The organism is Algibacter sp. L3A6 (genome assembly GCF_009796825.1).
In the GTDB taxonomy this organism is placed as follows: domain Bacteria; phylum Bacteroidota; class Bacteroidia; order Flavobacteriales; family Flavobacteriaceae; genus Algibacter.
Genome location: NZ_CP047030.1, coordinates 2933716 through 2946940 on the forward strand (window position 1 = coordinate 2933716; position 13225 = coordinate 2946940).

General features: G+C 34.0%; 9 protein-coding genes and 1 riboswitch. Of the genes, 3 read left to right on the top strand and 6 right to left on the bottom strand.

Features of this window, described 5'->3' with window-relative positions; translation table 11 throughout:
• Positions 1 to 3: 3 nt before the first annotated feature.
• The 6 genes from thiE to GQR98_RS12420 form a co-directional block, all read right to left on the bottom strand.
• Positions 4 to 657 carry a thiamine phosphate synthase gene (thiE, locus tag GQR98_RS12395; RefSeq protein ID WP_159019764.1) on the bottom strand — a complete coding sequence of 218 codons (654 nt, stop codon included), beginning with the start codon at positions 655 to 657 and terminating at the stop codon, positions 4 to 6.
• Position 658: 1 nt separating this feature from the next.
• Positions 659 to 1411 (bottom strand): hydroxymethylpyrimidine/phosphomethylpyrimidine kinase, encoded by a 753-nt coding sequence (locus GQR98_RS12400; protein ID WP_159019765.1) that lies wholly within the window; start codon positions 1409 to 1411, stop codon positions 659 to 661.
• Entirely contained in the window at positions 1408 to 2007 is a 600-nt protein-coding gene (locus GQR98_RS12405; RefSeq protein WP_159019766.1) for a thiamine phosphate synthase, read from the bottom strand. Before GQR98_RS12405 ends, GQR98_RS12400 begins: the two co-directional genes overlap by 4 nt.
• A gap of 160 nt (positions 2008 to 2167) precedes the next feature.
• Positions 2168 to 4027, bottom strand: coding sequence for a phosphomethylpyrimidine synthase ThiC (gene thiC / locus GQR98_RS12410; RefSeq protein ID WP_159019767.1), 1860 nt, complete (start codon positions 4025 to 4027; stop codon positions 2168 to 2170).
• Positions 4028 to 4105: 78 nt separating this feature from the next.
• The gene (gene thiS / locus GQR98_RS12415; RefSeq protein ID WP_159019768.1) at positions 4106 to 4309 is read right to left on the bottom strand and encodes a sulfur carrier protein ThiS; all 204 of its coding nucleotides are present in this window, start codon (positions 4307 to 4309) and stop codon (positions 4106 to 4108) included.
• A gap of 86 nt (positions 4310 to 4395) precedes the next feature.
• Positions 4396 to 4498: riboswitch (TPP riboswitch) on the bottom strand.
• Positions 4499 to 4997: 499 nt separating this feature from the next.
• Positions 4998 to 7166 carry an endonuclease MutS2 gene (locus GQR98_RS12420; RefSeq protein ID WP_159019769.1) on the bottom strand — a complete coding sequence of 723 codons (2169 nt, stop codon included), beginning with the start codon at positions 7164 to 7166 and terminating at the stop codon, positions 4998 to 5000.
• Between the two features lie 402 nt (positions 7167 to 7568).
• On the opposite strand from GQR98_RS12420, the gene GQR98_RS12425 reads away from it, so the two are divergent.
• The 3 genes from GQR98_RS12425 to GQR98_RS12435 all read left to right on the top strand — a co-directional run bounded on the left by GQR98_RS12425 (position 7569) and on the right by GQR98_RS12435 (position 13198).
• Positions 7569 to 8882 carry a hypothetical protein gene (locus GQR98_RS12425; protein WP_159019770.1) on the top strand — a complete coding sequence of 438 codons (1314 nt, stop codon included), beginning with the start codon at positions 7569 to 7571 and terminating at the stop codon, positions 8880 to 8882.
• 129 nt (positions 8883 to 9011) lie between these two features.
• Positions 9012 to 10454, top strand: coding sequence for a gliding motility-associated C-terminal domain-containing protein (locus GQR98_RS12430; protein WP_159019771.1), 1443 nt, complete (start codon positions 9012 to 9014; stop codon positions 10452 to 10454).
• The gene (locus GQR98_RS12435) at positions 10454 to 13198 is read left to right on the top strand and encodes a PorP/SprF family type IX secretion system membrane protein (RefSeq protein ID WP_159019772.1); all 2745 of its coding nucleotides are present in this window, start codon (positions 10454 to 10456) and stop codon (positions 13196 to 13198) included. The genes GQR98_RS12430 and GQR98_RS12435 overlap by 1 nt, the downstream gene beginning before the upstream one ends.
• Positions 13199 to 13225: the final 27 nt, after the last annotated feature.

Sequence of the window (13225 nt, forward strand, 5' to 3'; positions counted from 1 at the left end):
TTTTTAATTTTTAGTATCTTCCGGTTTCCAACGTTGTTCTTGCGCTGTTCCTCCGTTAATGAGTTCTTTAAACTTTGTTATTTTGTTGAAATCACGTGTAATTTCACCCGAAACTGCAATGCCAAAAACGCCCGTAATCATAAGGTCTAAAACATCATTTAAGGTGATGCCACCAATAGCAATAATTGGAGTTTTTGTGTTTAAAACTGTGATGATTTCGGCATAACCTTTTTCACCCAATACCGGACTTAAATTATCTTTTGTTTCTGTTAAACGAAAAGGGCCTAAACCAATATAATCGACGCCTTTATCGATAAGTGTTTGGCAATCTTCTAGCGTATTTGCTGTGCCACCAATAATTTGCCAAGAAGCTAATGCTTTTCGAGCCACGGTTGGGCAAACATCTTTTTTACCCAAATGTACACCGTCGGCTTTAACTTCTACGGCCACTTTGTAATGGTCGTTAATAATTAAACGCGTTTGGAAATGATTGGTAATTTCTCTTGCCTTTTTTGCGGTTTCTAAAATAGTTTTAGGATTGGATTTTTTTAATCGTAACTGTACCAATTCTGCTCCAGCAGCGCAGGCACTGTGAATATTATTTAAATGCTCTTGTGGTGTGGCGCCTTGCGATATGTAATGTAATGTCGTTTTCATATTATTTTTTTGAATGAAAGCCTAATAATGAGGTATTAGAACTTAAAAATTTTTCGGTGTATTGTTTCCCTTTTAAGCAGGCTTTCAATATAGGGAACTCTAAGGCTAAATAGCTTGTTATTGCTGATGATAGTACACAGCCGCTACCATGTTTTTCAGTACAATTTTTAGACCTAGCATTCAATACAAAGTGTTTTTTGTTTTTAAGATGAAGCGTGTCTTGTCCTAGTTTTTCGGGATGATGACCACCCTTTAAAAATAGATTGGTTTTAGATTGAATATGTGCAATAGTTTCGCTGATATCTTTCTCTGGATATAATTGTTGAATTTCGTTGTAATTAGGAGTGATTAGATAGATTTTAGATAAAACAACATCTAGTTTTTCTGAATAATCACTATGGAAATCAAAATTAGAACTCGATTTTAAAATAGGGTCTAATATGATTTTTATTTCAGGGTTTAAACTTTGTAATTTATTGATGATAATTTTTAAAACACCCCAGTTTTCTACAATGCCAATTTTAACAAAGTTGATTTCAAAACGTTTAAAAAGAACGTCTATTTGATTCAAAATAATTGAAGTCGGTATCCAGTGGCAAGCCATAAATTTCTGATCGTCTTGTTCTGTATTTGCCGTGCAAACAGATAAACCATAACATTTTAAGGCCTCGAATGTTTTAACATCGGCTGTTAATCCGGCACCGTTAGTGGGATCGAAACCTGCGATGGTTAATATGTTTGGTCTACTTTTCAAAGTTTGATGCTGCTATGTGCTGTTTGTAATTCTATAAAACTTTTTACAGGGTTTTCTGCATTCCAAACACCACCTAAAACACCAACGCCTTTAAAACCGAGTTTGAAAGTTTCTAATAGGGTATCGGTATTAATACCGCCCATGCCAACAATAAATTTATCGATAGGGTTGACGTCGAATCCGCGACCTTCGTAACCTGCTTTTGAAATGGATGAAAACACCGGACTTAGTAAATGATAATCGAATTCGAATTCGCAGTCAATAAGGTCTTGAATTTCATGAAACGATGAGCTTATGGTTTTGCCATACATGCTAAGGTTTTTGAAATATTGTCCAGGATTATCAATGTGGTCTTTCCGTTTTTGTTCTTGAAAATGAATACCTTTTAATGGGTATGTATTAACAAGCTCATGAAAATAATGAACTACAATGCGGTTATGATATTGAGCCTCTATTTGATTTAAATAAGCACAATGTTCGTCGTAATTTTTTTCTGGTTTTCTAAAATGATAGTATTGTAAACCTTCTTGAAATAACTGATTAAGTATTTCAATTTCGTTTGGAATATCGTTTTCTGGTGAAATTAAGACTATCATTTTTTATGGTTATGTTTTGTAACTTGTAATGCCGTAGCGCTATGCCGTGACACTGAGTTAGGGATTGCAGTGGAAATCCTTTTGCTTTTTTTGCAAAAGATTGTAACGGAAAGCCCGACCGTGCTTTTGCGAAAAAGCACGGGAACTCCCAAATTATTTGTTAAAGATACACTTCGGATCCTTTTTCTTTAAATTCTTTCGATTTTTCTTCGAAACCTTTTGCAATAACCTCGTTGTTTACAATGTCGTTTTCGGCAGCAAAATCTCTAACTTCTTGAGAAATTTTCATGGAGCAGAATTTTGGACCACACATAGAACAGAAATGTGCGATTTTTGCACCTTCGGCAGGTAGGGTTTCATCGTGATATTCGCGAGCGCGTTCGGGATCTAAACCAAGGTTAAATTGATCTTCCCAACGGAACTCGAAACGTGCCATACTTAGAGCATTGTCGCGATGTTGCGAACCTGGGTGACCTTTGGCTAAATCGGCTGCATGGGCAGCTAATTTATAGGTAACCACACCCACTCGAACATCTTCTTTATTAGGTAAACCAAGGTGTTCTTTTGGCGTTACGTAGCACAGCATGGCGCAACCGTACCAACCAATCATGGCGGCACCGATACCCGATGTAATATGGTCGTAACCTGGCGCAATATCCGTGGTTAGTGGCCCTAAGGTGTAAAAAGGTGCCTCGTCGCAAAGTTCAATTTGTTTTTCCATGTTTTCCTTAATCATGTGCATTGGTACGTGACCTGGACCTTCTATAAAACACTGTACTTCGTGCTTGCGTGCTATTTGTGTAAGTTCGCCAAGGGTTTCTAATTCGGCAAATTGAGCTTCATCGTTAGCATCGGCAACCGAGCCAGGACGCAGACCATCGCCAAGTGAAAAGGCCACATCGTACTGTTTTAAAATTTCGCAAATATCTTCGAAATGGGTGTATAAAAAACTTTCTTTATGATGTGCTAAACACCATTTTGCCATAATAGAACCACCACGAGATACAATGCCAGTAACGCGTTTGGCCGTCATGGGTACGTAACGCAATAAAACGCCAGCGTGAATGGTGAAATAATCGACACCTTGTTCGGCTTGTTCGATTAGGGTATCGCGGAAAATTTCCCAAGTTAAATCTTCGGCAACGCCATTTACTTTTTCTAAAGCTTGGTAAATTGGTACGGTACCTACTGGAACTGGTGAGTTACGGATAATCCATTCGCGAGTTTCGTGAATATTTTCTCCGGTAGAAAGATCCATAATATTATCGGCGCCCCAACGGCATGCCCAAACGGCTTTTTCTACTTCTTCTTCGATGGAAGATGTTACGGCAGAATTACCAATATTGGCATTGATTTTCACCAAGAAATTACGACCTAAAATCATAGGTTCAGCTTCGGGGTGGTTAATGTTTGATGGGATGATGGCACGACCTCTTGCAACTTCTGAACGGACGAATTCTGCTGTGATTTTATCAGGAATAGAAGCACCGAAATGTTCGCCTTTGTGTTGTTTTCTAATCTCTGTCATCTCGTCGATACGTTGATTTTCACGAATAGCGATATATTCCATTTCTGGAGTAATAATACCTTTTTTGGCGTAATGTAATTGGGTTACGTTTTGTCCGGTTTTGGCACGTAAAGGTTTTTTTAGAAGCGAAAAACGCATGTGGTCTAAACTTTTATCGTTTAAACGTTGGTTGCAATATTCTGATGAAAATGCTTTGAGTTGCTCCACATCACCACGATCTTTAATCCAGCTTTCACGAATACGTTCGATACCGGCGTGGATGTCTATTTTTTTGTTTGGATCGGTATATGGCCCAGAGGTATCGTAAACAGTTACAGGCTCGTTTGGCGTTTTCTTTTTGGTCATCGAATCTGTGGTGTCGCTTAAAGAAATTTCGCGCATGGCCACTTTAATTTGTGGATGAATTTTGCCTTCTACATATATTTTTTTAGAATTAGGAAAAGGATTTCTAGTAATTCCGTCTTGTTTTGGAGCGGTATCTTTTTGCTTCATGGCTTGTGGTTTTTTCGCTGTAACTGTTAATATATTATGGTTAAATTTTTGTTTGAATATTTGTTTTTGGAGTAGGGGTTAACCGCCTTGTGTGGCTGTAATAATTAAAACACTGTCGCCCTCGGTGAGGGTACAGGTTTTCCAAAGTGATTTAGTAATAATGTCTTGGTTTACGGCTAGCGCAATGCCTTGTGGAGAAATATCTAGCATTTCTAGAACGTGGTCTAGCGTGCTATTGACTTTAAATTTGTGATTTTGGTTGTTTACTTTTATGTTTATCATACAAAAACGGTTTTGGAGACTAAAAAAAATTAGTCAAACAATTTTGTAAACGATAAAAGATTTTGGAATTTGAAAAAAGGGCAGTGGTGACACTGTTAACTTTTCCCTCCGTTGGTGTTAACCAAATCAGGTTCTAAGGATATTTCTCAAACTAATTAACTTAATAATTAATTACTCCTAAAGTTTACTATCGCAAATATATATAAAAGTATGAAAGATCAGACTACAAAAAATGAGATTGTTTTTTTTCATTTTTTAAATGATGAATTATACTTGTGAATGTATCATCATTATTTGTCTTAAAAATCTTTTTTAGATGAAGACCATCTTCATCTATATATTTAATAGAAATAGTATGTGATGTGTCTAAAAATGATTTTGAATTAAAGGAAAAGGATTTGATTGTTTTATAATGCGCTAAAAATGTTTTTACATCATTTTTAGATAAATTTCTTTGATATTGAATTTCGAGAGCGTTGTTTGTTATTGAGAAATTTTGAATATAAAGATCCGTTTTGAAATAATGTACAATGAATAATACAGTAAGTATTATTAAAAAAAGGATACCAAAGAAAACCATATCATTGCTTTTACCAATGTAAAAAAAAGAGTAGCACAGCGTTATTAATAATGGTTGTAAAAATTTATCCTTTAAAACATACGTCTTCATCTTTTTTTCGGCAAAATATTACTTCTTCATATGCTCTACCAATTCTAATTGGTCCATACTTACATTAGTAGTAAAGATGCCATAATTTACAACCGCTTTATTTTTCTCTATTTTATCTACTGTTCCAACAGCACGGCCATCTTCCATACGTACGCGATCGCCAAGCCTAATTATAGCTTTTGGTTTAGGAGCTTCAATGGCTTTTTTCTTTTCTTCTTTTTTCTTCTCGCGAATAACTTCTACTTTCTTTTCTACTTCTTTTTTAACTTGAATTTCTTTCGCTTTTACTTGCTTTTTCTCTTTTACAGTAACACGTTTGCGTTTAGAGTTTTCTATTTGAACAATTTTAAACAATTCGCCCATCATTTCTTTTTTCTGTTTGTTGTTAAAGAATTTTTCGGCAATATCGTTTACTTTTTGTCCTAAGTAAATAAGGCGTTGGTTGCTATCGTAAAGTTCTTGATAGCTTTCTAGTTTCTTTTGTATTTTAGTGTTTATTTCTTCTAGCTTATCGGCTTCTTCTCCTTTTTTCTTTTCGTTTTCTTTTAGAGATTGCCCGGTTTTTTCGAGTTTAGAGCGTTCTTTTTGAAGTTTTGCAATGGTAGCATCAAAACGGACTTTACTACGTTCAATTTTCTTTTTGGCTCGGTTTATTAAACTATAAGGTATACCATTTTTTTGAGCAACTTCAAAGGTGAAACTACTTCCGGCCTGACCGATAACGAGTTTAAAAAGGGGCTCTAGTGTACGTTCGTCAAACAACATGTTGGCATTTAACATGTGTGGCATTTCGTTTGCTAGAATTTTCAGGTTAGAATAATGTGTGGTAATTATCCCGAAGGCTTCACGATGGTAAAATTCTTCTAAAAATGTTTCCGCTAAAGCGCCACCAAGTTCAGGATCACTTCCTGTTCCGAATTCATCTATTAAAAAAAGTGTGTTTTGGTTACACTTCTTCAAGAAATAATTCATTTGTTTTAAACGGTAACTATAGGTGCTTAAATGGTTTTCTATAGATTGATTATCGCCAATATCACTTAAAATTCTATCGAATAAGGTTACTGTACTTCTTTCGTGTACAGGAATAAGCATCCCACTTTGTAGCATAACTTGTAATAGGCCTACTGTTTTTAGTGTAATACTTTTTCCTCCGGCATTTGGACCAGAAATAACAATAATGCGACTGTCTTTTTTTAGTTTAATACTTTGCGGAAATGTTTTTTCTTCCTTTGCTAAATTATTTAAATAGAGTAGAGGGTGGTAAGCGTCGCGTAAATTCATGCTACGATCTTCGGTAAATTCCGGAAGTATCGCATTCATGGAATTAGCGTATTTCGCTTTCGCGGAAATAACATCGATATCAATTAGGAAAGATTGGTAATCTTCTAAAAGTGTTAAAAACGGACGAATAAAATTGGTGACTTCTTTTAAAATACGAATAACCTCTTCGTGCTCTTCATATTCTAAATTATTAAGCTCTCTAGAATATTGTAATGTAGTTTCTGGTTCTATATATACAATGCTTCCGGTTTTACTGCCACCCATTATGGCTCCTTTAACCTTACGGCGATACATCGCTTTTACGGCAAGTACACGTTTATTATCTACTACCGATTCGCGAATATCATCTAGATACTCCAAACCATGATAGGTATTTAGTGCCGAACTAAAGCTGGCATTAATTTTTCCTTTTATTCGGTTTATAGATTGTCTTAAATCAAATAAGGTATTTGATGCATTATCTTTTATGTCTCCAAAACGGTCTACAATACCATCTACTTTTTCAATAAGTACTTTGGTAACTTCAATATGAGATGCAAAAGTATTTAAGTTTGGGTAGTATTCATGAAACTTCTTTAAAAACACCACTATAGCGTTTACAGAAATAGACATGGATACAATTTTCTTTAAACCATGCACCTCTAAATAGGTGTTTTCTATACGTAAAAGCTTTAGTTCGTTTACAATAGTATCGAAACCATGATTTGGTATACGGTTATCATTATGGAAAGAAGATAAGTATTCGTTTGTAAGCAGTAAAGAGCTTTGAAGTTCTTCCTTTGATCTAAAAGGAGTAATATCTAGTGCTTTTTTATTACCTAATGGCGTAACACAAAGCTCGCTTACTTGTTGTAAAACGGTTTGGAATTCTAAATCTTGTAATGTTTTTTCGTGAATGTGTATCATTCGATGTTTAATGGGGTGTTTTAAGTCGTAAAATGAGTGCTAATTTACATATTCTAATTGATAATTGTGGAGCTACTATATAGGTATATAAAATTAATAGGTTAAAGTGCTTATTGAGTAAGTATATTCGTGTTAAATTTTGTAAATTAGCTTGAGTAGATTCGTTTTTTATAAAAAATAGATGAAAATACTTATAATATGACCCTTTTTTTTGTTTTGCGTTTTTGTTGATTATCAGGGCTTTTAGCGGGTAAAGATGCATTTCATCGATGAAAAAGAGCTGTCAAACGATATAAAAATGCATTTCATCGATAAAATGTATCTTTTCATAGTTTAATTGTTGTATTTTTGTTTAAAGTTTAGAAGCATTGTTTGCTGTTTCACGCTTAAAATTTAATTATTATGAAAAAATTTACTTTAGAATTGCTTTTCTTTTTGTTTTTAATGGGAAGTGCCTTTGCGCAACAAGAAAAAGGTATTATAGGTGTTAATAATTGGTTAGATAATTGGACAGAGTTTAAACCAAACCAAACTGATTATAGAGAGCCAAACCAAATATTAACAGGTAATATTAGTGAAAACACGACTTTAAGTAAGAGAGATACTTATCTTCTTGTAGGGAGTGTTTTTGTAACAAACAATGCAACCTTAACTATTGAACCAGGTACGGTAATTATTGGAGACTACGCCTCTAAAGCATCTCTTACAATTACTAAAGGAGCTGTTCTTATGGCCGATGGTTTAGAAACAGATCCTATAGTTTTTACATCTAACAGAAGTGTTAAGCGCGCTGGAGATTGGGGAGGTATTACTATACTAGGTGATGCGCCAAGCAATAAGTTTGGTAATGGTTCTGTAGCAACTTTTTATTCTGATTTAAATCAAAGTGATTATACTTTTACAAATTTTGGAGGTGATAACTCTGAAAGCTGTTCTGGTATTTTAAGATATGTTCGTATAGAATATGCAGGTAAACGTATTAAAGGTGCTGGATATTTAAATGGACTTTTATTAGCAGGAGTAGGTAGCCAAACTGTATTCGATAATATTATGTTAAGCTATTCTGGTGGAGATGCTATTGAAGTATGGGGCGGTAATGTAACTTTAGATAAAATAGTATCATTCAGAACAAGTAGTAATGATTTTAGATTTAATTACGGCGCACAATGTAAACTTACTAATTCTTTAGCTGTAAGATCTCCATATATTTCTAGCAGTGAAGGTTCTAGATGTTTTCAAATATTAGGTTTTGATGAAATTTCTGAAGTTGATTTTTCTAAACCAGGAACATCAGTAACGGCTCGAAACATTACTATGCTTAATGATAGTGAAAATTTAGAAGGTGATATTCAACAAGGATTAGTTAATGAAGCTATATATATAGGAGAGAGTGCTTCATTAAATATGGAAAAAGGTGTTATTTCTGGTTTTAATCCAGCTGTGATTTTACAAGATAAGATTAGTATTAATCAGGAAAATTTAGATAAAATTAAATTCACAAACATGTATTTCAACAATTGTAACGGAAATATTTTTGTTGAACACAATACTAATAATGAAGATTTAGAAAACTGGTACGGAAATTCAGCTTTTTATAATGTTTATTCTAAAAGTCATAATGCAGAAACATTTATTGATATAAGAAACGAACGTAGACCAGATTACCGTCTACAGATTAATAAAATTATAGCATCTCACGATTTAGGTACTGATTAATAGGTTTTCGAGCCCAATAAAAATAAGTTTATATAATAAGGTGTTTTTATTTCGGGTTTAAAATTTTTTAATAATTAGGTTTTTAGTGTGATATAAAATTATATAAAGAATAATAACAAGTAATATAGAATGAAAAGATTAAGTGTTTTTGCTTTTTTTGTTTTGAGTTTTACCAATATGGTAAGTGCTCAAATTGTTATAAGTAAGCCAAATCTTGGTTTTTCTCAAGCTTGTGCAGGCCCTACTTTCAATACTTATTATGCTACGTTTTCTTTTTCTCCAGAAGGAAATTTAGAAGCTTCTAATCAATTTATTATAGAACTTTCTGATGAAAACGGTGATTTTACTAATTCCACAGATATTTATATTTCTGATGTAGGTAGTGTAATCAAAACTCCAGCAACACTAGAGTTTTCTATCCCAACAACAACAACAGGCGAAAATTTTAAAATAAAAATCAGGAGTACAGCTCCTGTAGCTACAAGTTCGGCATCAAACGGTTTTCCTGCGTATTATAAAATTCAAGACACTCCATTTTCTATAAATAATTTAATTGATACGGGATCTTATTGTTCTGGTGGAAGTTATTTACTAACTATAGATAATCCGGGTAGTTTATTGAACGATTCACCTTTACAATATCCATCACTTAATTTTAATTGGTATCTAGAAACTGGCCCAACAACATCTGTTTTTATTGCTTCGGGAAGTACTTTAGCTGTAGATACAGCAGGTGTTTATTTTGTAGAAACTGATTATGGTACTTGTACCTCAAATTCATTTTCAAATAGAGTAACCGTTAGCGAAATAGTCTCTAGCACTGCAACATTTGATATAAACTCGAGTGTAGATATTCCTTATTGTGCTACCGAAGGTCCAACCACCTTAACTTCTATAAATGGTAATGCATACCAATGGTATTTAAATGGTACAGAAATCGAAGGAGCAACAAGCCAAATGTATACAACCAATACAGAAGGCATGTATTCTGTGAGTGTAGATCTTGGAAGTTGTTCTAGTAGTGCATCAATAGAAATTATAAACACAGATTTTACAGCAAGTATAGACGTGCCAGAATTTAATAGTATTGAAGCGGAAGAAAATTTAGTAGTTACCGCAAGTACAACAGCAGTAGATCCAGAATTTAAATGGTATTTAAATGAAACCTTAATAGCTAGTGCAAATAGTGATAGTTACGAAGCAACACAATCTGGTAATTATAAGGTTGAGGTTATTCAAACTTCGGGCTGTGTTTCAACAAAAACATTTTTATTTGAAGTAGAAAAGGCTTTAGATTTATTTCCTGATGTAGCATTAATTCCGAATATTGTTAGTCCTAATAATGATGGCGAAAATGATACTTGGGTTATACCAAAAGATTATGTGAGCGGCACAAATGCCGAAGTAGTAATATTTAGCACACAAGGTAAAGTTGTTTTCAAGAGTGATGATTATCAAAATAATTGGCCAGTAGATCAATTAGACTTTACAAATATCAGTCCTGTGTATTATTACATCATTACAACGTCTACTGGCGAAAAGCAAAAGGGCTCAATAACGATCATAAAATAGTGAAAAAGAGTATACTACATATCGTCCTGTTTTTTAGTTTAATTACACAGCTCCATTCTCAAGAGAATGGTGTTGTTGCGTTTACGCTGCCTGTTAGAAACTCATTGAAGTTTAACAAATATGCATTAAACCCAACCTTTAGTTTTGTAAGAGAACAAAATAAATACATCAGTATTACTAATAAAAAACAATGGGCTCAGTTCGAAAATGCACCAGAAAATTATCTAGTAAGTTATTCTGGACGATTTAGCGAAAATACCGGAGTTGGTATTGGTTTATTTCAACAGAGTAACGGTGTGTATACTAATTTTGGAGGTATTTTAAACTTTGCTTACAATGCGGTTTTCGATAGAGATAGCAATTTAACCTTTGGTACCAACATTGCATTTTATCAAAGTGGTATAGACCAAAGTAAAATAGTTTCAAATTTTCCAGATTCAGCATTAAATAATACCGAAAAAAGTTCAGTAGTTACCATAAACCCAGGAATAAACTACGGTACCATGTTTTTCGATTTTGGTGTAGCTGTAAATAATTTGGTGTCATATAACTTAAATACTTCCGAAATCATTGAAGAAAATCCAGAGCAAAGCATACAAGGTCATATTATGTATACAGGCTTTTTGCAAGGTAGTGGCTTTTTCGATAGCAGTAAATTTTCAGGTTTAGTAAGATCGGAATTTAAAAAAGATCAAACTGTAATTTCAGGAGTTATGATGCTTACTGTTCCAAAAGGTATTTGGGGGCAAGCGGGTTATAATACACTTTATGGGGCTTCAGCAGGTATAGGTTTAAATATTAGTAAGCAAATAGCTGTAGAGTATAATTATGAGCAATCTATGGGGGAATTATCTGAGTTTGGAAATTCTCACGAAATTACTTTGGCTTATAAATTCAATAAAAAATATAGATATAATTATAGTGATGATGAGGAAGAAGGCTCAATTTTTTCTTCATCTAATAAAAAAAGAAAGTCTGTTAATAAAAGAAAAGCAAGTGCAGCAACTTCGGAAAGTGATAAAGAAAAATTTAGAGCTAATAGAGTTGCCAGTGAAAAAGTGAAAGCTGAAAGAAAAGCTCAGTTTGAAGCAGATGCTAAAGCAAAAGAGGAAGCAAAACAGTTAGCTGAAGCTCCAAAGGAAATAGAAGAAGTAGCTGATACAGTAGAGGTGCAAGCCGAAGTTGAAGAGGTTACTGAAGAAGTAGAAGTTGATACAAAAGCAGAAGAGTTAGCAAAAGCGCAACAAGAAGCAGACGCAAAAGCAAAAGCAGAAGAATTAGCAAAAGCACAACAAGCAGCCGATGCGAAAGCTAAAGCAGAAGAATTAGCAAAAGCACAACAAGCAGCCGATGCGAAAGCTAGATTAGAAGAATTAGCAAAAGCACAACAAGCAGCCGATGCGAAAGCTAGATTAGAAGAATTAGCAAAAGCACAACAAGCAGCCGATGCGAAAGCTAGATTAGAAGAATTAGCAAAAGCACAACAAGCAGCCGATGCGAAAGCAAAAGCAGAAGAGTTAGCAAAAGCACAACAAGAAGCTGATGCAAAAGCAAAAGCAGAAGAGTTAGCAAAAGCGCAACAAGAAGCCGATGCAAAAGCAAAAGCAGATGAGTTAGCTAAAGCGCAACAAGAAGCTGATGCAAAAGCAAAAGCAGAAGAGTTAGCAAAAGCGCAACAAGAAGCTGACGCAAAAGCAAAAGCCGAAGAGTTAGCAAAAGCACAACAAGAAGCTGATGCAAAAGCAAAAGCAGATGAGTTAGCTAAAGCGCAACAAGCAGCCGATGCAAAAGCTAAAGCAGATGAAGTAGCTAAAAATCAAACAGAAAATACATCGAGAGCTGAAGAAATTGTTGAAGCTATAGGGAATGCCCCAATGGATGCCGCTACGCAATCAATGATTGATTTAACAAAATTGACTGATGAGTCTAAAATTATTCAAGAAGATTTACTACGCCGATTAAATGAAAAAATGGCTAGTAAACAAAAAGATTTAGATGAATTAAAACAAGAAAATGATTTAAGAGATCAAGGTATTGTAAGTGCGCCTAAACCATTTAAAAGTGTAAGTGCAGAAAATGCAGCTTTAGCAGCCTTAAAGGTAGATGTTGATAATGTTATAAACAATAGAGATGAAAAAATTAAGGCTATTGAAAAATTATATAACGAAAGACGTAAAAAAGTAAAAAGTAAGCAAGATCCAGTTAATGTTATTTATTTAGATGCTATTGAGCTTTTGTATAAAGAGCAGGAAGAAGCAAAACGTGCTCAAGAGCGTTTAGTTTCATCATTAGAAAGTATCAAAATTGCTACAGATATCGAGAGAAAACGTCGTATCAAAAAAGCGAATTATGAAAACGAAGATGATAGATACAATAAAGATAGATCTGCTTTAAAATATATTAAGCAGTCTACAGCTATAAGTGCGGAACCATTATCAGAGAGTGATTTTGATTTTGGAGATATTCAAAGTAATATTCAAATTGTGAAAAATGTTGCTAATGCGGAAAGTGGTTACTATATGGTAATTGCAGTACATGCTGATGAAGCTCAAAGAGATGCTTTTTTAACCAAAGCAGTTGCAGCAGGACAATCTAATATAGATTTCTTTTATGATATTACTAGCAGTAAATATTTCATTTATTATCAAAAATTCGATTATATCGAAACGGCATCAAGAGCATTAAAGAACAAAAACGGCGCACCATATAACAGTAAAATGTCAATGGTGAAAATTGAAAATTAGTGAAGAATTATAATATATAGTTTCATT

Excerpts from the sequence above, each read along its gene's own strand:
- thiE (WP_159019764.1), bottom strand. The coding sequence starts at position 657 with ATGAAAACGACATTACATTACATATCGCAAGGCGCCACACCACAAGAG.
- thiS (WP_159019768.1), bottom strand. The coding sequence starts at position 4,309 with ATGATAAACATAAAAGTAAACAACCAAAATCACAAATTTAAAGTCAAT.
- thiC (WP_159019767.1), bottom strand. The coding sequence starts at position 4,027 with ATGAAGCAAAAAGATACCGCTCCAAAACAAGACGGAATTACTAGAAAT.
- GQR98_RS12405 (WP_159019766.1), bottom strand. The coding sequence starts at position 2,007 with ATGATAGTCTTAATTTCACCAGAAAACGATATTCCAAACGAAATTGAA.
- GQR98_RS12420 (WP_159019769.1), bottom strand. The coding sequence starts at position 7,166 with ATGATACACATTCACGAAAAAACATTACAAGATTTAGAATTCCAAACC.
- GQR98_RS12425 (WP_159019770.1), top strand. The coding sequence starts at position 7,569 with ATGAAAAAATTTACTTTAGAATTGCTTTTCTTTTTGTTTTTAATGGGA.
- GQR98_RS12430 (WP_159019771.1), top strand. The coding sequence starts at position 9,012 with ATGAAAAGATTAAGTGTTTTTGCTTTTTTTGTTTTGAGTTTTACCAAT.